19 protein-coding genes, 1 tRNA gene and 1 rRNA gene are annotated in these 19,136 nt (G+C 50.6%); 20 read left to right on the top strand and 1 reads right to left on the bottom strand.

What is annotated here, in order from left to right:
* From lepB to ACNQKP_RS00025, 17 genes are all read left to right on the top strand, one after another.
* Complete coding sequence (gene lepB, locus ACNQKP_RS00105; protein ID WP_417862015.1) at nucleotides 1-675, top strand: signal peptidase I; 675 nt, start codon at nucleotides 1-3, stop codon at nucleotides 673-675.
* Nucleotides 676-710: 35 nt separating this feature from the next.
* A complete protein-coding gene (locus ACNQKP_RS00100) occupies nucleotides 711-1,613 on the top strand; it encodes an aspartate carbamoyltransferase catalytic subunit (protein ID WP_417862013.1) in 903 nt (300 codons plus the stop codon).
* The gene (carA, locus tag ACNQKP_RS00095) at nucleotides 1,613-2,677 is read left to right on the top strand and encodes a glutamine-hydrolyzing carbamoyl-phosphate synthase small subunit (protein ID WP_417862011.1); all 1,065 of its coding nucleotides are present in this window, start codon (nucleotides 1,613-1,615) and stop codon (nucleotides 2,675-2,677) included. Before ACNQKP_RS00100 ends, carA begins: the two co-directional genes overlap by 1 nt.
* Nucleotides 2,674-3,342, top strand: a complete 669-nt coding sequence (locus tag ACNQKP_RS00090; protein ID WP_011163404.1) for a hypothetical protein — start codon at nucleotides 2,674-2,676, stop codon at nucleotides 3,340-3,342. Before carA ends, ACNQKP_RS00090 begins: the two co-directional genes overlap by 4 nt.
* A gap of 15 nt (nucleotides 3,343-3,357) precedes the next feature.
* Entirely contained in the window at nucleotides 3,358-6,552 is a 3,195-nt protein-coding gene (gene carB, locus ACNQKP_RS00085; RefSeq protein ID WP_374027992.1) for a carbamoyl-phosphate synthase large subunit, read from the top strand.
* The gene (gene phnD, locus ACNQKP_RS00080; RefSeq protein ID WP_011163406.1) at nucleotides 6,549-7,439 is read left to right on the top strand and encodes a phosphate/phosphite/phosphonate ABC transporter substrate-binding protein; all 891 of its coding nucleotides are present in this window, start codon (nucleotides 6,549-6,551) and stop codon (nucleotides 7,437-7,439) included. Before carB ends, phnD begins: the two co-directional genes overlap by 4 nt.
* Before the next feature lie 6 nt (nucleotides 7,440-7,445).
* Complete coding sequence (locus tag ACNQKP_RS00075; protein WP_417862007.1) at nucleotides 7,446-8,189, top strand: ABC transporter ATP-binding protein; 744 nt, start codon at nucleotides 7,446-7,448, stop codon at nucleotides 8,187-8,189.
* Nucleotides 8,182-8,952, top strand: coding sequence for an ABC transporter permease (locus ACNQKP_RS00070; protein WP_417862005.1), 771 nt, complete (start codon nucleotides 8,182-8,184; stop codon nucleotides 8,950-8,952). Before ACNQKP_RS00075 ends, ACNQKP_RS00070 begins: the two co-directional genes overlap by 8 nt.
* Nucleotides 8,945-9,733 (top strand): prepilin peptidase, encoded by a 789-nt coding sequence (locus tag ACNQKP_RS00065; protein WP_417862004.1) that lies wholly within the window; start codon nucleotides 8,945-8,947, stop codon nucleotides 9,731-9,733. Before ACNQKP_RS00070 ends, ACNQKP_RS00065 begins: the two co-directional genes overlap by 8 nt.
* Nucleotides 9,734-9,903: 170 nt before the next feature.
* Nucleotides 9,904-10,959, top strand: coding sequence for a type IV pilus assembly protein PilM (pilM, locus tag ACNQKP_RS00060; RefSeq protein ID WP_088566091.1), 1,056 nt, complete (start codon nucleotides 9,904-9,906; stop codon nucleotides 10,957-10,959).
* Complete coding sequence (locus tag ACNQKP_RS00055; RefSeq protein WP_088566090.1) at nucleotides 10,956-11,567, top strand: PilN domain-containing protein; 612 nt, start codon at nucleotides 10,956-10,958, stop codon at nucleotides 11,565-11,567. The genes pilM and ACNQKP_RS00055 overlap by 4 nt, the downstream gene beginning before the upstream one ends.
* Nucleotides 11,560-12,153 carry a type 4a pilus biogenesis protein PilO gene (locus ACNQKP_RS00050; protein WP_088566089.1) on the top strand — a complete coding sequence of 198 codons (594 nt, stop codon included), beginning with the start codon at nucleotides 11,560-11,562 and terminating at the stop codon, nucleotides 12,151-12,153. Before ACNQKP_RS00055 ends, ACNQKP_RS00050 begins: the two co-directional genes overlap by 8 nt.
* Nucleotides 12,150-12,833 carry a pilus assembly protein PilP gene (locus tag ACNQKP_RS00045; protein WP_417862002.1) on the top strand — a complete coding sequence of 228 codons (684 nt, stop codon included), beginning with the start codon at nucleotides 12,150-12,152 and terminating at the stop codon, nucleotides 12,831-12,833. Before ACNQKP_RS00050 ends, ACNQKP_RS00045 begins: the two co-directional genes overlap by 4 nt.
* A 23-nt stretch (nucleotides 12,834-12,856) precedes the next feature.
* A complete protein-coding gene (pilQ, locus tag ACNQKP_RS00040) occupies nucleotides 12,857-15,037 on the top strand; it encodes a type IV pilus secretin PilQ (protein WP_417862000.1) in 2,181 nt (726 codons plus the stop codon).
* A 12-nt stretch (nucleotides 15,038-15,049) separates the two neighbouring features.
* A complete protein-coding gene (locus ACNQKP_RS00035) occupies nucleotides 15,050-15,655 on the top strand; it encodes a hypothetical protein (RefSeq protein ID WP_417861999.1) in 606 nt (201 codons plus the stop codon).
* A gap of 106 nt (nucleotides 15,656-15,761) precedes the next feature.
* The gene (locus tag ACNQKP_RS00030; RefSeq protein ID WP_417861998.1) at nucleotides 15,762-16,001 is read left to right on the top strand and encodes a hypothetical protein; all 240 of its coding nucleotides are present in this window, start codon (nucleotides 15,762-15,764) and stop codon (nucleotides 15,999-16,001) included.
* 35 nt (nucleotides 16,002-16,036) lie between these two features.
* Nucleotides 16,037-17,350 (top strand): replication-associated recombination protein A, encoded by a 1,314-nt coding sequence (locus ACNQKP_RS00025; protein ID WP_417861997.1) that lies wholly within the window; start codon nucleotides 16,037-16,039, stop codon nucleotides 17,348-17,350.
* A gap of 129 nt (nucleotides 17,351-17,479) precedes the next feature.
* On the opposite strand, the gene ACNQKP_RS00020 is transcribed toward ACNQKP_RS00025, so the two are convergent.
* A complete protein-coding gene (locus ACNQKP_RS00020; protein ID WP_417861995.1) occupies nucleotides 17,480-17,785 on the bottom strand; it encodes a cupin domain-containing protein in 306 nt (101 codons plus the stop codon).
* Nucleotides 17,786-18,010: 225 nt separating this feature from the next.
* Between ACNQKP_RS00020 and ACNQKP_RS00015 the strand changes: the two genes are divergently transcribed.
* The 3 genes from ACNQKP_RS00015 to ACNQKP_RS00005 all read left to right on the top strand — a co-directional run.
* On the top strand, nucleotides 18,011-18,526 hold the full coding sequence (locus ACNQKP_RS00015; protein ID WP_015090011.1) for a hypothetical protein: 516 nt from the start codon (nucleotides 18,011-18,013) through the stop codon (nucleotides 18,524-18,526).
* 155 nt (nucleotides 18,527-18,681) lie between these two features.
* Nucleotides 18,682-18,757, top strand: a tRNA-Ala gene (locus ACNQKP_RS00010).
* A gap of 270 nt (nucleotides 18,758-19,027) precedes the next feature.
* Nucleotides 19,028-19,136, top strand: a 16S ribosomal RNA gene (locus ACNQKP_RS00005); the annotation flags it as partial.

Here is a 19,136-nt window from a genome sequence, read left to right as displayed (position 1 = left end):
ATGAATCGTTGGCGGGAATATCTAACAACTTTGGTTTTGGCAGTGGTGTGCGCACTTTTTGTGCGTCACTTTCTGGTCACCGCTTATAAAGTCCCGACAGGTTCCATGCAACCGGCTCTAAAGCCCGGTGATTTCATCTTTGCCTCACGTGTGTCTTACGGTGTGCAGATTCCGTTTGCTTCCAAGCGCTGGAATCTGACTTTGCCGGCTCGCGGGGATATCGTGGTGTTCAGCTATCCCAATCAGCCGTCAGTCACTTACGTCAAACGTGTGGTGGGTTTGCCGGGGGATCGGGTGCAGATCGTAAAAGGCCGCCTCGTTCTGAATGACGAACCGGTGTCTTATGAAAAATTGGATGCGGCTTCCGATAATCCCAATGCGGAACTCTTTGATATCTTCAAAGAGACTTCCGGTGCCGACTCCTGGCGGGTGATCTTCCAGAAAACTCCAGACGACAAAGATTTCGGCCCGCTGGTTGTGCCTCCAGGAGAGGTTTTCCTGTTGGGGGATAATCGTGATGCCAGTGACGACTCGCGCTATTGGGGCACGGTTCCTATGACCCAGGTGGTGGGCCGCGTGGCTTTAATTTGGCTTTCGCTGGATTGGCAGCGCAAATGGGGCGGTGATCGCTATCCTTCAGTGCGTTGGGACCGAGTTTTTTCTACGGTTCATTGACAAGGTCTGCCCAAGTACCTAGTCTTGGGTTCTAGATGTCGTCTAGGAAAAATTTCTCCATTCTTGATCTTCGTTCGCTTGAAAAAACAAAAATCGATTTCCTATTCTCTATTGCCGACTCTGTTGCGGCATCAAAATCGGCTCCTGTTCAGGGCTTCGGAAAAACCGGAGCCCTTTTGTTTTTTGAAGCCAGCACTCGCACCCGCATGAGCTTTGAAACGGCCTGCGCACGTTTGGGAATCCATCCGTTGCGTCTGGATGGCGGCGCGGGCAGCAGTCTTGAAAAAGGCGAAACCCTGGAAGACACCGTTTTGAATGTCGAGGCCATGAAGCCAGCATTTTTGGTGATCCGCTGTGGGGATGATCTGGATCTGAAAGATCTTTCCGAAAAAATCAGCACCCCGATTCTGAATGCCGGCTGGGGAAAGAAGGGGCATCCGACGCAGGCGTTGCTGGATGCTTACACTCTTCGCAAGCATCTGGGCACGTGTTCAGGCCAAAAGCTTTTGATCGTGGGCGATGTTCGCCACAGCCGGGTTGCGGCCTCTCACTTTGAGCTGGCAGAAAAGCTGGGTTACGAAGTGGCTCTGTGTGGTCCAAAAGAATTTCTTCCGGCCCAGCCACCATGTCGTGTGTTTGCCACTTTGAAGGAAGGTCTTCAGTGGTCCACAGCGGCGATGGCGTTGCGAGTGCAGTTGGAGCGTCACGAGAATAAATATTCTTTGGCGGACTATCGTGATCAGTATGGTTTCACCGCCAAAAATCTGCAGTCCCTTTCGGGCCAGGCCTTGATCATGCATCCGGGGCCGATCAATCAAGGGACTGAGCTTGATTCCGACGTTCTGAAGGATCCGCGCTGCAAGGTGCTGGATCAGGTTTCCAATGGTGTTTTGATTCGTCAAAGTCTGATTCAAATGACGTTGAAAGAGGGGGAGTGATGCGCGGCTATCTGGTGCTTGAAGGTGGGGAAGTCTACACCGGTCAATGGCAGGGTGGTGAAGATCGCGCCGGCGAGGTTGTGTTCAACACCTCCCACTCCGGTTACGAAGAAATTGCCACCGATCCGTCTTATTTTTCTCAAATTGTGGTGATGACTGCCCCCATGCAGGGGAATTATGGGGTTGAAGATGCTGTCTGGGAATCGCGGAAGCTCTGGATCGAGGGCTTCATCTGTCTGGAAGTTCAGGACAGCGAACGCGACCATGCCTGGAAAAAACGACTGACTGATAATAAAATTCCGATGCTCACCGAGCTGGACACGCGGGCTTTGGCTTTGCGATTGCGTCAGGGCGGAACTCCGTGGGGAGCACTGGTTCAGGCCGGCTCCGAGGCTGAAGCTTTGAAAAAGGCAGACAGCCTGATAGCCGCAAAAAAGACCGTGGATAAAGACTGGGTGTACATCACTTCCCGCAAAGAAGCAGAAACCCGCCGCGGTGAAAACATGGTGGGCCCGAAGGTGGCGGTTCTGGATTTTGGCAGCAAAGAAAACATCCTGCGTGAACTGCAAAACCGCTGCTCTGAAATCAAGATTTTCAACAGCCGCTCCTCGGTTCAGGAGATTCTGGCTTACAATCCGGACGGGATCATGCTGACCAACGGCCCGGGCGATCCTGCGGACGTAAAAGTGGCCATCGGCACAGTTCGCGAACTTTTGGGTGTAAAACCGATCTTTGGTATCTGCATGGGTCACCAGATTCTGGGGCTGGCCCTGGGGGCAAAGACCTACAAGTTAAAATTCGGCCATCGTGGGTCCAATCATCCGATTCGCGACACCCTGCTTAATCAGATTTATATGACCAGCCAGAACCACGGATACGCCGTGGAAGAGGCTTCTTTGCCTTCTGACGTGAAGGTCACCCATGTGAACCTCAATGACGGCACTGTGGCAGGTTTTTATAGTGAAAAACGCAAGTGTTTAGGAATACAATATCACCCGGAAAGTTGTCCTGGGCCGCATGAGGCTTCAGGGCTGTTTAGCTACTTTGTAGAGCGGATGATATGAACGAATACGAAAAACTGATCGAAAAAATTCTTAACCACTTTGTCAGCGACGCCTTCAAGGACGAATTGGCCATGGCCAAAAAAGAGTTCTTTGAAAACGCCGGTACTCTGGATGAAAACTCCGAGCACTATGAGTCTCGCATGGCGCAGTTCTACGACTGGTATTTTTTCACCCGTGAACTGAAGGGTTTCGGTCAGACGCCGCTGGAGGCCTGCCTTCTGGTGCGTGAACTTCGTTTCTCTGAGGAAGAGCTGAAAACTCTGGAAGTGCTGAAGCAGCACCGCCATTCCATTTTCGAGTTTGTGAAAATCAAGGATGGCGACGTCTATATCAAGGATATTCTGCAGAACAAAAAAGGCTTCTTCTCTTCCAACGTGATGGTGGTGAAGGCGTCTCCGTTTGTTTTCGGCTTTGACCAGGATGAGTTGTTTGAAGTGCGTTTGATCCCTCAGGGTGATTCCTATGTCTTCACCCGCGGCTTCTGCTTCCATCCTGAAAGTGCGAAGAAGTTCATTCTGAGCGAGGCCAAGCGCCATCGCAAAGATCCGGATCTGGATCCGGATCTGCTGATGCTTCGCCTGATTAAAATGCGTTATAAATTTGAACAGTATAAACATGTGAAGCCTGAGCTCATTTACTCCAATGAGGGGAAGCTCGGGATCTAGTTCGAGGAGGAAAGAGTGCCGCGCAAGTCCAGTATTAAGAGAGTTCTTATTATCGGATCTGGACCCATCGTTATTGGACAAGCCTGTGAGTTTGATTACTCCGGCACTCAAGCCTGTAAGGCCCTGATGAAAGAGGGCCTCGAAGTCATCCTGGTGAATTCAAATCCCGCCACGATCATGACTGATCCAGAGATCGCCACCCGCGTTTATGTTGAACCTTTGAAGGTCGACTATCTGGAAAAAATCATCGCCAAAGAAATGCCCGATGCAGTGATTCCCACTCTGGGCGGCCAGACGGCTCTGAACCTGGCTTTGGATCTGCATGCCAAGGGCATCCTGCAAAAATATAAAGTTCAGCTGCTGGGCGCGACACCTCAGGTGATCAAAGCCGGTGAAGACCGCGAAATTTTCCGCGGTTTGCTGGATAAGATCGGTGCGAAATACCCAAAAAGCCACCTCATCCGCACCTACGAACACGGTCTGCAAATCGCCGATGAACTGGGTTATCCGATGATCCTGCGCCCGAACTACACTCTGGGCGGGGGCGGCGGTGGTATCGCTTACTCTCCGGAAGAATACAAAAAAATGCTGGTGACAGCTCTGCATGAAAGCCCGACATCCGAAGTTCTGGTGGAAGAAAGCATCCTGGGCTGGAAAGAATATGAACTTGAGGTCATGCGTGACCACAAGGGCACGTTCGTAGTCGTGTGCAGTATTGAAAACCTGGATCCTTGCGGCGTTCACACTGGTGACAGCATCACGGTGGCGCCTCAGCAGACTTTAAGTGATCGTGAATATCAGTCCATGCGTGATGAGGCCTGCAAGATCATCAATGAAGTGGGTATTGAAACAGGCGGGGCCAACATTCAGTTTGCCGTTCACCCAACGACAAAAGAACGTGTGGTGATTGAGATGAATCCACGGGTCAGCCGCTCTTCGGCGCTGGCAAGTAAGGCGACGGGGTTCCCGATTGCCAAGATCGCGGCTTTGCTGGCGATTGGTTATTCTCTGGATGAACTTCAAAATGACATCACCAAAGTAACGCCTTCTTGTTACGAACCGGCTTTGGACTACATCGTTACCAAGATCCCGCGTTTCGCCTTTGAAAAGTTCGCGGGCTCAAAGGACTCCCTGACCACCCAGATGAAAAGCGTCGGCGAAGTCATGGGAATCGGGCGCACGCTGCAGGAGTCCTTGATGAAGGCTTTGGCCAGTCTTGAAAAAGACCCTCAGGCCATTCCAGAGGTGGAACTAGAGACCGGCAAGATCTCTTATCCAAACAGCCGTCGCATCTATCATCTGTTCCAGGCCTTCCGTGATGGCAAAACCGTGGCGGAAATCGAGGAACTGACGCGCATCAATCCTTATTTCCTGGAGCACATTGAGGCCCTGATCAAATTCGAAAGAATGTTCAAGGCGGATTTCACTGAAAACAATGTCGATCTTCTTTTGAAGGCCAAACGCAAGGGTTTCACGGATGCCCGTTTGGCAGCTTTGATTGGCAAGAAGGAAGCTGACATCCGCGCTTTGCGCGAAAAGCATCAGATGTTCCCGCGCTATCAGCAGGTGGACACTTGTGCCGGTGAATTTGAATCCTCCACGCCGTATTTCTATTCGTCTTACTGGCCAATGGCTTCGGCCAAAGTTGACGCGCCGGATGCTGTCGTGGTGATCGGCAGTGGTCCGAATCGCATCGGGCAGGGGATCGAATTTGATTACAGCTGTGTGCGCGGGGTGAAGGGTTTCCAGAAAAACGGTCGCAAGGTGATTATGGTGAATTCCAATCCCGAAACCGTTTCCACTGACTATGACACTTCAGACGTGTTGTTCTTTGAACCTTTGACGGTGGAAAGTCTCTCGGAAATCATGCGCTTTATGAAGCCCTATGGTTTTGTGGCTCAGCTGGGTGGGCAGACTCCGATTGGGGTGGCTCCGGATCTGGTGAAAGCCGGTTACCGTCTGCTGGGCTCTTCGCTTGAAACCATCGATCTGGCGGAAGACCGCGGATTGTTCTCTAAAATTTGTCGTGAACTGAATTTTGAAATTCCAAACTCCGGCATGGCCGGTTCTTTGGAAGAAGCCCTTCGCATTGAAAAAAATGTCGGTTACCCGATGATCTGCCGTCCAAGTTATGTTCTGGGCGGCCGCCGCATGGAAGTGATCGAAAACACTGAGGAGCTTCTGTCTTATTTCCAGCGCCATAAAGACTACATCTCTCCTGAAAAGCCGTGCCTGATGGATCAGTTCCTTGCTGGTGCTTTGGAAGTCGACGTCGATCTGGTGCGCGGGGAGGACTGGGTTGTGGTCGGCGGAATTGTCGAGCATATCGAGGCCGCCGGGGTTCATTCGGGGGATTCCATGGGGGTGTTGCCTCCGCACCGTTTGAAACCGGAAACTTGCGAGCGCATCGAGGACCTCAGTAAACAACTGGCCAACCGTATCGGTGTGATCGGCCACTTGAATCTGCAATTGGCCGTGAAGAATGATGTGGTGTACATGCTTGAAGCCAATCCGCGCAGTTCCCGCTCGGTGCCGTTCGTTGCCAAGGCTACGGGCATTCCGCTGATTGATCTGGGTGTGGCAGCGATGCTGGGTAAAAAGAAGAAAGACCTGAAGCTTGAAAACCTCAACTGGAGAAAAACCGAATCCGTGTCCGTAAAGGGTGTGGTATTCCCATTCAAGAAATTCCCGGAATCTGACTCCATTCTGGGGCCGGAAATGAAATCCACCGGTGAAAGCATGGGCCGTGGAAAGAACTATTCCGAAGCTCTGGCGAAGGCCTTCCTTTCAAGTAACATAAGACTTCCAAAAATCGGTCAGGTGTTCTTCTCTTTGCGTGATAAAGACAAAGAAGTCATGCTGCCGTTGGCGCGTGAACTTCAGCGCATGGGTTACGGGGTGTCGGCGACAACCGGAACCGCGAATTTCTTCAACGAAAAAGGTGTGAACTGCCTTTCGCTTAGAAAAGTCGATGAAGGCCGCCCTCACTGTGTGGACAAGATCCGTTCGGGTGATGTGGCCTTTGTGATCAACACCACCTCAGGCCGCCGTGCGATTGAGGCCAGCTTCGACATTCGTCGAGCTTGTACTGACTATAATATTCCATGCCTCACCGAAAGTGACGCTGCTGAAGCCTTCATTCTTGCTTTGAAAAACGAAAGAAATGAGTCATCATCAGTCGAGGCCCTGGGGGCCATGGAGGAATTTTGAAACGACTTATTCTCGGACTGCTGACACTTCTTTCGATCTCCACAGCTTTTGCGGCGGAGGGCACCTCTGAAGCAGTCCCTCCCAGTATCACGATTGGCGTGATCCCTGGAGGCAATCCCGAGAATCTGCGTGAACAGGGCCTGGCTCTGGCAAAAGAGCTTCAGGCCAAACTCAACATTCCGGTCAATATCTACGTTTCCAAGAACTATGTCGGCTTGATCGAGGCCATGAAGACCAAGAAGGTGGATTTTGCCTTCTTCAGTTCTTCAACATATGTTTTTGCTGAACAGCAGGCTCAAGCCAAGGTCCTTCTAAAGAAGGTATGGCACGAGCCGTACTACTATTCCATGATCATCACGCCGCAAAGATCCGGGATCAAAAGTCTGAAAGCTTTGAAAGGCAAAAAAGTGGCCTTCGTTGATGACAAGTCCTCTTCTGGATATTTGTATCCTCAGGTGGCCCTGCGCAAAGAGGGTTTGAGTGATACGGACTTCAAAGAAGTTGTATTCACCGGCAATCACCAGGCATCCATTCAGTTCCTGGAAGCCAAGAAAGTCGATGCTGCCGCCGTCTTCAGTGATGATGAAAAAGGCACGCAAGGGGCTTGGGAAAAGTTCGGCACCGATAAAAAAGCGAAATACCGTATTTTGTGGAAAAGCGCTCCGATCCCGAATGATCCATTCTGCGTTCGTCAGGATTTCTATGATGCTTATCCCAAGACAACCCACACTTTGATGTTCGCGTTGATTGATGCTCTGGAACAGAACCGCAATAAAGACACATACTCTGAAATTTTGGGTTCTCGCGACTTGATGCCAGCCACCTCCAAACAGTATGATCCTGTCAGGGAGATGGTGAAAGCTTTGAATATCGAGCTGAAGCCATAGTTTTTCATGGCTGTATTATCAATTGAAAAGCTGAATAAGACATTTAAAGGCGGTCTTTTTGAAAAGGACCGTCATGTCTTGTGTGACGTGACCTTCTCTTTGCCTGAAGGCCAAACTTCCGGCTTTGTCGGCAGCAATGGGGCGGGTAAAACCACCACCATCAAATGTCTTTTTGATTTCATTCGCCCGGACAGTGGTCAGATCAACTTTTTTGGATCCCCTCTGACCAGCGAAAGCAAAACCCGCATAGGGTACCTTCCCGAGCGCCCCTATCTTTATGAATTCCTGACGGGCATGGAATTCCTGCGTCTGCACTGGAATCTTTGTTATGGTTCCGCGATGAAGGACTTTCATGAAAGAGCTCACGAAGCGCTGAAAAAAGTCGACCTTTTCGAAGCCCGAGACCGCCGTCTTAGAACTTACTCCAAAGGTATGTTGCAAAGAATCGGGATTGCCCAGGCCATTCTGACTCGCCCGGATTTGTTGATTTTGGATGAACCGATGTCAGGCCTTGATCCTGATGGGCGGGCTATGGTGAAAGACATCCTTCGTGAAGAACAAAAGCGCGGTGTCAGTTTGTTCTTCAGCAGCCATCTTTTGCAGGATATGGAAGAGCTTTGCACCCATCTGGTGGTGATCAATCGCGGTCAGATTCTGTACGACGGGGTATTAAGCTCCTTCATGGCTGAATTCCAAAGCCTGGAAAAAGCCTTCTCTGTTCTGAAAGGAAAGGAGGAGGGCCGTGTATAAGGTTTTGACTTTGGCGCGCACCACTTTGCGCGAAATGTTGCGTGAACGTGTTTTTATGGTGGCCGTGTTGATTGCCATCGCTTTGTTGGGTCTGAGCTTCTTGTTGGGGGCATTATCGTTTGCTGAGCAACGCAAAATTCTGACGGACTTCGGTTTCCTGGCGATTCAGATTTCGGGTTTGGGAATTTCTCTGTTTTCCGGGGCGTACCTGTTGGCCAAGGAAATTGAAAAGCAAACCTGTTTGCTGATTCTGTCCCGTCCGGTGTCCCGTGCCCAGTTTATCGTCGGAAAACTTTTGGGGGTTCTGGCGTTGAACAGTCTTTTGATGGGATCTTTGACCATTTTGCTGTGGATTCTGCTGGGTCTGTGGAAAGAACCTCAATTCCTGCTGTCGTTCCTTGAGATCGCTCTCAGTCTGTGGTGTGAAAGCGCCGTGATTCTGTGTCTGGTGATTTTCTTCAGTCTGGTGGTGCGCCCGGTGCTGGCTTTGGGTGCGGGCTTTATGGTGCTCCTGCTGGGGCATTGGCTGGGGGATCTGGCTTTCTTCGCGGAAAAAAGTCGTGAAGACCTGTTTGTGCAGGCAGTGAAAGTGCTGCACTGGTTGACCCCGAATTTCTATCGTATGAACTGGAAATCAGCGTACTTCCTTGAAAAGGGGATTCCGGCTGAAAATATTCTGTGGATGCTGGCGCACATGACGGGCTGGGCTTTGTTGGCGGTGCTGGCGACGAACTTCTTCTTCAGGAGAAAAGACATTGTTTGATCTGGATACGGGCTTTTACGTCCTTTTCTTTGTTTTGGGTGCGATTTTTGGAAGTTTCGGCAATGTCGTGATCTATCGCCTGCCACGCGAGGAAAGTGTCGTCAAACCTCGCAGCTACTGCTACAGCTGCAAAACCCAGATCAAATGGTATGACAATATCCCTATCCTGAGCTGGTTCATTCTTCGTGGCAAATGCCGCAAATGTCAGGCCAAGTTCTCTTTCCGCTACCCTCTGGTGGAAATCATCATGGCAGTGCTGTTTGCGCTTTCTTACCACTATGCGGGTCTGACGTGGACGCTGCTTGAATACTTGATCTTTATTTTTGGACTTGTTGTCTGCACGTTCATCGACCTGGATCACATGATCCTGCCGGACGAATTTACTCTGTCCGGGATTGTCATTGGACTTATTGGTGCGGCCCTGAACCCTCAGCGTGAGTTCCTGGATGCGCTGTTTGGCGTTTTGATGGGTGGGGGCTTTCTGTGGGGGATGGCTTACGTCTATTATATGTTCACTAAAAACGAAGGCATGGGTGGGGGCGATATCAAGCTTCTGGCCTGGATCGGAGCCATCGTCGGCTGGAAGGCCATTCCGTTTGTGATCATGACTTCGGCGATTGTGGGCAGTGTGATCGGTTTGATCGCTGCCAGAAAGCAGAAGGCTGGACTAAAGACGGTGATTCCGTTCGGTCCTTATCTGGCTTTGGGGGCGGTGATTTACCTGTTTGGTGGTGAAGCCATCGCGCTTTGGTACCTCGGTTTGTTCCTTCCTGCTGTCTGATTTGACGGCAAGACCTTCGCCTCGGGGCTGGACCTTTTGTTTTCAGCCTCGACCCTTGTTTGACATTCCCCACCCAAGCAGAAATAATTTTAGTATATCAGACTTGGGTCCTAAAGACGTAAGTCTTTGAAAAGACATCTGAGTGGTACAACTGGGGAAGCAGCGTAAGCATGTTTTTTAAATCGAAAAAGGTCATAGGACTCGACATTGGATCGAGCTCCATCAAGCTTGCTGAAATGGACGTCAGTGGCAAGGGCGCCCAACTTCTCTCTTTTGGTTTTGCACCAACGCCTCCCAATGCCGTGTCCGGTGGGGAGATCGTGGATATCGCCTCTGTCGGTATCGCCATTCAGCAGCTGATCAACGAAGTAAAAACCAAGCGTAAATCCATTGCCACTGCCATGTGGGGAACCGCCGTGATCGTGAAAAAGATCACCATTCCCAAGATGGATCGCAAGCTTATCAAAGATCAGATTCGCTTCGAGGCCGAGCAGTACATCCCGTTTGATATCAACAATATCAGTCTGGCCCACCATATTCTGAATTCCAGTGCATCTCCTGATGCCATGGACATTCTTCTGATTGCTGCGCAGAACGAACTTGTGACCCAGTACACTCAAGTGATTGAGGTCAGTGGCCTGACTTGCGGCGTATTGGACGTTTCTGGCTTTGCATTGGCCAATGCGTTTGAACTCAATTACGGAAAAATCCCGGGCGAAGTGATCGGTATCCTGAATTTCGGTGCCTCTATCACCAACTTCGTGGTTCTGCAAAACGGCGAAGTGATTTTCTGCCGTGACATCCCGGTGGGCGGCGCCAACTACACCAATGAAATCCACAAAGCGATGGGTGTGACCGTGGCGGAAGCCGAAGCGTTGAAGCTCAGTGCAATTTCCCGCCGTGAAGTCCCGGACGAAGTTCACAGCATCATCAGTGCCACCAACGAGGCGGTAACGGAAGAAATCCGCAGCAGCCTGGATTTCTTAAGTGCCACGACAAACGGTCTGGTTCTAAGCCGTTGTTTCTACACGGGTGGAAGCTCTGCGACCTCCGGGCTGGTTGAGACGGTTTCCCGCGTGACAGGCATTTTGATGGAACCATTCAATCCGTTCCTGCGTGTGAAGGCCAATCCGAAAAAGTTCTCTCCTGAATATCTTGATCAGATCAGCTCCTTTGCCGGGGTCGTGACGGGTCTTGCCCTGCGTGAACAGGGGGATGCGACATGATCAAGATCAATCTGGCATCACAAGCTTCTACCTCGGGCGGCGGCTCCATCGGGGCGTCACTGGGGATTTCATCAGACTCCTTTATGGGGGCCGATGAGATCCGCAAAGAGGCATTGAAGCGTCTGGTGCTTTTGTTGATCGGACCTCTGGCATTGTACATTTATGAAAACCAGAACGTTCCGGGCAAGGTGGCAGAACTGAACTCCAAAAACCAGATTCTGGCGGAGCTTCAGACCTACAATGCCAAAGCTGCGGATTCCGTGGCCGAGATCAAAAAGTTTAAAGAGGACGAGGCCCTGATGGAGGCTCGTATCTCGGCTTTGGAGAAAATCTCCAAGGACCGCCAGCGTGAGATCCGTGTATTGGATCTGCTGCAGACAGTGATTCCGGAAAAAGCCTGGTTGACCCGCGTGCAGGTAAACCCAACGCGCGTGAACATCCAGGGGCTTGCTTTGAGTGACTTCGAGGTCTCTCAGTTCCTGGAAGCTTTGACCAAGAGTGTGTTCCTGATGGACGTAAACCTTGTCAGTTCCAGTGAAACGGTGACCGACGGGGTCAGTTTGAAAAAGTTTGAAATCAGTTGTTTGTTGGAGAGAGCAAATGAATAAGCTATTTGATCTGCTCGCAGTCCAGACAATTGGAAAAATCCTGGTGATCGGCCTGGGTCTGACCGCCATGTACTGGAACTTCATGTACGATGACGGCTCTGCCGTCGATGCACAAATCGTGACTGTGAACCAGCAGCTGCAGGAAGAAGAAAACAAAAAGAAAGACACCGATGCAACTCTGAAACAAGTTCAGGAGATGCAGGAAAAAGTCGGTCAGCTCAGCCAGAAGTATCAGGAGATCTCCCGTCGTTTGCCGGCGGTATTGTTCTCTATTGATATCAATAAGGCGATCGATGATTTCGCCCGTAATGCCGGCGTCAGTGTGAAGTCGAAAAAACCGGGCGAAAACATCAAAAAAGAAGTCGTGGAAGAGGTTCCTGTCGAAGTGTCCCTTGAGGGCAGTTACGCGGAACTTGCCCAGTTCACTTTCCTGGTGTCCACGGCCGAGCGTATGGCGCGCGTTCAGAATGTTGTTATTTCTGAAAGCGAACCGGGCTCCCGTAAATTGAAGTTTGAAGGTCAGGTGGTTGGTTACAAACTGGCCCCTGAAGAGAAGAAGCCTGCCACAACGGAGAACCCGCAGTGAAGTCTGTAAGATGGATTGTATCTTACATTTTAGTGGCCTCTCTGGGACTTTGGCTGGCCTTTGCGGTCAGCATGAAGTTCATGGCGCCGGCGCATTCTCAGGATGCTCCGTCCAACGGTGATCTTCCCGCAGAATTTCTGAAAGAGGTTGAAAACACCCAGGTTCCACCTGCGGGCAGCCCGCCTCCAGCAGGAACTCCGGCAGGAACGCCTCCAGCGGCACAAACTCCGCCACCAGTGGATGTGCCTGCACAGATTCCTCCGCCTCCGGCCAATGAAATGCCGGTAGGGGATCAGATGACGGCACCGCCTCCGCAGCAGATTTTGTCCAGTGATGGATATATTTATGATCCGACCGGGAAAAGAGATCCGTTTAAGATCTTTAAAACGGTTCGCCCAACGGGTCCGGAAGCGGCTCGTCCAAACGAGATTCTCGAGCCTTTGCAACGCTGGGAAGTTGATCGTTTACAGGTCGTGGGTATTTTGTGGGATGTTAGAACACCTCGTGCGATGATCAAAGATCCGGACGGGGCTGTATTTGTAGTGACTAAGAACTCCAAGATCGGCCGAAGCGAAGGATTCGTGGCGGCGATCCGTGAAGGGGAGGTTGTTGTCGTGGAAACAAAATACGACGACGGCAAAGCCTTTAAAGAGTCACGCATTATGGAGTTGAAAAAATAGTTATCTTTTAAGAGGAGGAACTAATGAACGGATTCATTAGATTAGTAATCCTGAGCGCAATGATTGCCTCTCTGACTTCCTGTGCAAGCCGTCCGGTTGAAGACGATCTGTCTTTGGATGGCATGGATTCCTCTGCGGATGTGACATCTGCAGACGAAAGCGCTCCAGCGGCTGAATCAGCCTCTGATGACTTTGCAGAATTCGATGAAATCGACAATCAACAGCCAGCTCAAGCTGAATCTCAGGCTGCTCCTGCCGGTGACCAGGATCTGGCCATCGAAGAGGAAGTGAACGAGGCGGGTGGACAGGAACAGGTGGCCGATACGCCAGCTCCTGCTCCTGAAGAAACCAGCCCGACGGAAGATCCGTTTGCCGACAGTTCTGTTGCGGATGTTCCTGCTCAAACTCCAGAGCCGACGGTGACTGAAACCACGCCAGATCCATTTGCGGATCAGCCGCCGGTTTCCGAGCCGGCTCCGGCACCAGTGACTGAAACGATTGCCGCTGTTCCATCCGGAGCTCCGGCAAATATCACGGATCTTAAATTCCGCGCCAATGAAACGGGTGGAACTGTGATCGTGCAGGGGGATCGTCCTTTGACGTACACCACCCGCACAAATCCTGATCTGCGCCAGTTCATCATTGAAGTGGACAATGCCAACCTGCCAGACCGTCTGAAACGCTCTTTGAACACCAAAGACATCAAAGGCAGCGTGGGGGCGATTGATGCTTATCAAAACCCAGGTTCTGCAACAGCGCGCTTTGTGATTCAGATGCGTGAAGGCGTTGGTGAGCCGATGGTTCAGCAGGAAGGCAACAGCCTTCTGATCGTGGCCAGCGGATCTGCTCCGGCAGAGGCGATGGAAGTGACAGACGTCAGCACGGCGATGGAAGACAACAACATCCTGCCAAGCCAGAATCTGACGGAGTTCCTTGCCGGCAACACCAAATTCTACGGTAAAAAGATCTCTATCGAGACCAGCAACATGGACATCCGTGACGCTTTGAACTTCATCACGGAAGAGTCCGGCGTGAACATGGTGATCTCTGAAGACGTTAAAGGTGCAGTCAGTCTGAAGCTGCGTCAGGTTCCCTGGGACCAGGCGCTGGTTGTGATCATGAAAGCGAAAAAGCTGGGTTACACCCGTCAGGGCAACGTATTGCGTATCGCTCCACTTCAGGATCTGAAAGCGGAAGAAGATGATGCAACGAAACTGGCTCAGGCCAGAAAGAACCTGGAGCCTTTGAAGGTTCGCATGTTCCCGGTCAGCTACGCGAAAGTGGACGAACTTGAAAAGAAGATCAAAGACTTCCTGGGCGACCGTGGCCGTGTGGTCGGTGACGTTCGTACAAATGCTTTGGTTGTGACTGATATCGAAGAAAATCTGGAAAGAGCAGCTCGTCTGATCGCCAGCCTCGATACGCAGCCAGCTCAAGTGTCCATCGAGGGTAAAATCGTCGAGGCGAAAGAAAGCTTCACCCGCAATATCGGTGTAAACTGGAGTGCGACAGGTGCACCAATCAAGCTGGGTTCCACGGCTCGTGGTCCGGTGAACATGAATCCATCCTTCAACGTGAATCAGAGCGCGGCGGGTTCTTCCGGTGCTTTGAACTTCAACCTGAACGTGGGTACTTTGGATATCTTTGGTACTTTGTCAGCGGCCCTGGCCCTGAACGAAAGCGAAGAGCAGGTTAAAATCATCTCCGCTCCGCGTATCATGACCCTTTCCAATGAAAAAGCGGACATCAATCAGACGACGGAAGTTCCGGTTCGTCAGGTGACTCAGAACGGGACAGCCACTCAGGAAACGTTCCAGTTCAAGCCATTGACGCTGAAACTTGAGGTGACTCCACAGGTAACGGCGGATGGATCTGTTATCATGAAAGTACTGGTTAACAGACAATTCCGTGGTGCCGACGTGTCCAGTGCCGGTCAGGGCGCATTTGCGGTGAACAGCCGTGAAGCCAACACCCGTGTTCTGGTGAAAAACGGTCAGACTGCGGTTATTGGTGGTATCTATCAAAGTGATGCCACAGACGGTGAAGTGGGTGTTCCTTGGTTCCGCGAATTGCCATTCGTAAGTTATCTGTTTAAGACCAAGAACATCTCCAAGGAAAAGTCTGAGTTGTTGATCTTCCTGACCCCAAGAATCATGGGTCAGATCGACAGCAACGCGGGCAATCCGACAACCACCGACTTCTAACGAGGAGGACCCATGCGACACTGGAAATTTTTATTGGTGGCATTGGTGGCAGTAACCCTGCCAAACTGCTCGCAGGAAGCCAGTCAGCTTTCAGCGACAGTGTCGCCATCGCGCACCTATGTGATCAATGCCTCGGCAAAAAGCTGTATCACCAAAGAAACGGAAGATCAGAGTAACCCTTCACCAAACGATGTGGGGGCAGCGTTCTTCCAGGTGCAGTATCTGACCATTGCTTGGCCAAACACTCAAAAGACTTTGATTGTGGCTTCTGTACGCTTGAAGTTCCAAGGGCCGCAATTCTCCGGCGGCGCCTATACATGTGAGTTCGCTGGAGATAATTTACTGGCGTTAAACTCCACCTGGTGGGCAAAGGGTGAGGCTGCCGTTGGCGGTCCAGAAATTCCAAGTTACAAAGCCCCGACAGACACGACGCAAAGATATACTCCGGCTCAAAGTATCTCTATGACCTGCCCGATTGTTTGCGGCGGTTTGAGTGCTTCCACGGCATTCCAGGCATCAGGAACAGTGGATATCATTGGATTCTCCCGGGACGCCAATGGCGAGCTGACTCCAGAAAGAACCACCGGCTTTATCTCCATCGAAAGCCTTGGCGATTAAGTCATCTGACAAAAGTGGAATATGTAAAAAGGGCGGTCAAACCGCCCTTTTTTATTATGATTTGACCCATCTACGCAGTCCTCGCTTAACTTGAAGTGAGGTGAATATGAAAACCACTTTACTTGTCGTAATGTCTTTGGCGATAGGAATTGGAATTTCTTGGGCGGGTATGAAGCCCTTTGCCGTCAGTCAATTTACAGATGGAACAACGGTAGAAACACTCCTGGTAAGGCCCGAAGCCACTGAGACGGCGATCTATCAGATCAAGCAGCCCGACGGGGTTGTCTGCTACGCTATTAGTGGTGCTCGTAACACAAATACACCCACGATCAGCTGCATTAAATAGTGGATTCTAGGGGAGGGATGGTTTATGACCCTCCCATGGATCTTTTCTCTGCATCTCAAGCCTCCCATGGAACTTCACCACTGTCAGAAATCCTGCGTCCCAAGACGCTGGATGATATCTTTGGACAGCAAAAGACCCTGGGGCCTCAGGCCAAACTAGGACAGATGCTTCGTAAGGGCTATTTGCCCAGTCTGATTATTTGGGGGCCTCCGGGCACCGGGAAGACGACCTTTGCTCTGGCATTGTCCCAGCACTTCAATGCGCACTATGTGCACCTGAACGCCGTGGACTCTGGCGCCAAGGCACTTCGAGAAGTGGGTGAAGCGGGCAAAGACCGTCGCCTTCAGTACCAGCAAAAGACCATTCTCTTCGTGGATGAAATTCATCGCTTTAATAAAGCCCAACAGGACGTGCTTTTGCCTTTCGTGGAAAAAGGCGACTTGGTGCTGGTGGGTGCGACCACGGAAAATCCCAGCTATGAACTGAACCGCGCCTTGCTTAGCCGCTGTCGAGTGGTGATTTTCGAGCGTCTGTCTGAAGACGATCTGAACAAGATCGTAAAGCGTGCTGAAACCCACTACGCAAAACCCTTGGATAAAATCCTGACCGAGGACGCACGCAAGAATCTGCTGGAATACTCCGACGGCGATGCCCGTCGTCTGATCAACAGCCTTGAGATTCTGTACACATTCACCAAAGACGAAGTGGAAGGCCCGCTGCTGGATGTGAACGACATGCGCGAACTGCTGCAGCAGAATCCTCTGGGTTATGACAAGAACTCTGAAATGCACTACGACACCATTTCGGCGTTTATCAAAAGCATCCGCGGCAGTGATCCGGATGCAGCTATGTACTATCTCGCAAGAATGCTTGATGGCGGGGAAGACCCGGTGTTTATCGCGCGCCGCCTGATTATTCTGGCGTCAGAAGACATTGGAAACGCGGATCCACGCGCTATTTCCGTAGCGATCGCGGGCCTGCAGGCAGTGGAGGCCATTGGTCTTCCTGAAGGAGCCATCACTCTTTCTCAAGTAACGACGTATCTGGCGTCTTGCCCGAAATCCAATGCCTCTTACATGGCTTTGCATAAAGCCCGTGAATTGGTGGAAAAAACCCGCACGCTGCCGGTGCCTCTGCATTTGCGATCCGCAAAGACAGCGCTGGCGAAGGATCTGGGGTACGGCCGTGATTATAAATACCCGCATAACTATCCCACGGGCTGGGTGGAGCAATCCTATCTGCCGGAAGAAGTTGAAAAGACCGCGATCTATGAACCAACCACCAGAGGCTTTGAAAAGAACATCCGCGATTACCTCAGCTGGATGAAGCTGAAAAAGGACAAGGAATAGTTCTATATAGAATGCGGGTTCCGTCTGGAGCTTCAGGCAAGCTTGATATGAAGACTGACAGTTAGAAATAAAAAAAAAGCCCCCGTCTGTGAAGAAGGGGGCTTTTTAGTTTTTAATCTCGGTTAAAACTTAGATCGCTCTTTGTGCGCAAACAGTCACACAAGGCTCTCCGCCTTGAGCCACGTAAGAAAAGCGGGTGTTTCCTGGAATCTCAACACGGTCTCCAGGGCGCAGGACAAATTGATTTCCGGATACGTTGAAAATCATTTCTCCGCTGATGATAACTCGCACCTCAGCAAAGGGTTTGCGGTGATCGCCGACTTTCTTTGCGGGTTCCAGAACTTGTTCATAGGGCTCCATGCCCTCTGATTCCAGAATCATAAGAACTTGCTGTTTGCTTGGGATGATCGGAGCTTGCCAACGTGTGATGATCATATGTGTGCCTCTTTCAGGCCAGTTTATCTCAAATCGGAACGCCCGGTACAAGGCGCGCCGCCGACGAATCCCGGCTTGAAACAGTATCACGAAATTTTATTCAAATTGCGACAGGATAAGAGGCTGGATTCTCATCTTTTTTTGTTTTCTTGTTAAGTCCTTCAAGGGATTGTCGATATCTCTAATGTAAGTTAGAGACGCCCTATAATATTAGGGGAGGGTAATTTGAGCAGTTCTAAAACGAAATCGACGCACGCTGAGCTAGATCACATCTTGAATTTTGTCGATGCCTCCAAGGGTCTTCGTGCGAAGATCAATGAGTCAGGTCGAGTGCAAATTCGCCAGGATCTAGACGGGAAATTATTCTCCTTCAACACTCAGGACGTGAATGAAGTCCTTCACCGCGCAGACTCTGAAGGCAAGCCCTTCATTCAGGTGAACTTCAAGAATGGCACAAAGGTGCTGCTGACAGAGACGCTGGTAGGATTCAAGCCATTGGAAACCCTGGGTTTGGATATGTCCCGCATCCCTAAAGTGGTGACTACGCCGGATCTATTGAGTGTGTACGAGGCTATTGAAGAGTCCATGGGAGCCGACAACGGCCTGGATCACGAGGTTGAAATCCTCAAAAAGGTCTATACAGCCATCGTATCCGGGGGCGAAAAGGTCGGGTTCGACCTTAGTTTTGAAAGAAAGTGGCTCAACAGACTGCTTGCGTCAAAATTCAAGGCTAGCGCCTAATATCCTGTAAATTCAAATACTTATCTATGTTTTTTGCAATAACCGAGGCCCCCGCCTCGGTTATTTATTGAGCAACTTCAGGTGAGTTATTAAATTTTCGAAAAAAAGCTATTGACCTTTTTCGGCCCTTACGAGAAAACAGCTCCACTTCGTTCGGGGGCATAGCTCAGCTGGGAGAGCATCTGATTTGCATTCAGAAGGTCGCAGGTTCGATCCCTGTTGCCTCCACCAACTTTTCTTCTTCAATAACTAAGACTTAGGTCGAAAGTTAAGAAAAAGAAAAAAGATAGTTGACGGGGACAAAATCTTTGATAAGATTGGTTCCTCGCGATTCGGAATAAAACGAAGTCACGATAAAATGTTCGCTCTTTGAAAACTGAATAGCTAGATAAAATAGATTTTTGGGCTCTTTGAATACCGAGTAATTGGTATTCACAATTTCAAAAAATATTCGAACAAACAATAGCGTAAAAGCTAGCTGTTTGCTTCTAAACAGAATTTAAACTGGAGAGTTTGATTCTGGCTCAGAACAAACGCTGGCGGCGTGCCTAATACATGCAAGTCGAACGGGGAAAGCTTTCGGGTGAGTACTAGTGGCGCACGGGTGAGG

Origin of the sequence: Bdellovibrio bacteriovorus (assembly GCF_048286975.1) — a bacterium.
Taxonomy (GTDB): domain Bacteria; phylum Bdellovibrionota; class Bdellovibrionia; order Bdellovibrionales; family Bdellovibrionaceae; genus Bdellovibrio; species Bdellovibrio bacteriovorus_H.
This window is presented reverse-complemented; position numbering and strand designations above follow the sequence as displayed.

What these genes read in the sequence shown, in the direction of transcription:
- pilQ (WP_417862000.1), top strand. Translation starts at nt 12,857, where the DNA reads ATGAACGGATTCATTAGATTAGTAATCCTGAGCGCAATGATTGCCTCT.
- ACNQKP_RS00050 (WP_088566089.1), top strand. Translation starts at nt 11,560, where the DNA reads ATGAATAAGCTATTTGATCTGCTCGCAGTCCAGACAATTGGAAAAATC.
- ACNQKP_RS00035 (WP_417861999.1), top strand. Translation starts at nt 15,050, where the DNA reads ATGCGACACTGGAAATTTTTATTGGTGGCATTGGTGGCAGTAACCCTG.
- lepB (WP_417862015.1), top strand. Translation starts at nt 1, where the DNA reads ATGAATCGTTGGCGGGAATATCTAACAACTTTGGTTTTGGCAGTGGTG.
- ACNQKP_RS00025 (WP_417861997.1), top strand. Translation starts at nt 16,037, where the DNA reads ATGGATCTTTTCTCTGCATCTCAAGCCTCCCATGGAACTTCACCACTG.
- ACNQKP_RS00020 (WP_417861995.1), bottom strand. Translation starts at nt 17,785, where the DNA reads ATGATCATCACACGTTGGCAAGCTCCGATCATCCCAAGCAAACAGCAA.
- ACNQKP_RS00100 (WP_417862013.1), top strand. Translation starts at nt 711, where the DNA reads ATGTCGTCTAGGAAAAATTTCTCCATTCTTGATCTTCGTTCGCTTGAA.
- ACNQKP_RS00030 (WP_417861998.1), top strand. Translation starts at nt 15,762, where the DNA reads ATGAAAACCACTTTACTTGTCGTAATGTCTTTGGCGATAGGAATTGGA.
- carA (WP_417862011.1), top strand. Translation starts at nt 1,613, where the DNA reads ATGCGCGGCTATCTGGTGCTTGAAGGTGGGGAAGTCTACACCGGTCAA.
- ACNQKP_RS00075 (WP_417862007.1), top strand. Translation starts at nt 7,446, where the DNA reads ATGGCTGTATTATCAATTGAAAAGCTGAATAAGACATTTAAAGGCGGT.
- ACNQKP_RS00055 (WP_088566090.1), top strand. Translation starts at nt 10,956, where the DNA reads ATGATCAAGATCAATCTGGCATCACAAGCTTCTACCTCGGGCGGCGGC.
- pilM (WP_088566091.1), top strand. Translation starts at nt 9,904, where the DNA reads ATGTTTTTTAAATCGAAAAAGGTCATAGGACTCGACATTGGATCGAGC.
- ACNQKP_RS00090 (WP_011163404.1), top strand. Translation starts at nt 2,674, where the DNA reads ATGAACGAATACGAAAAACTGATCGAAAAAATTCTTAACCACTTTGTC.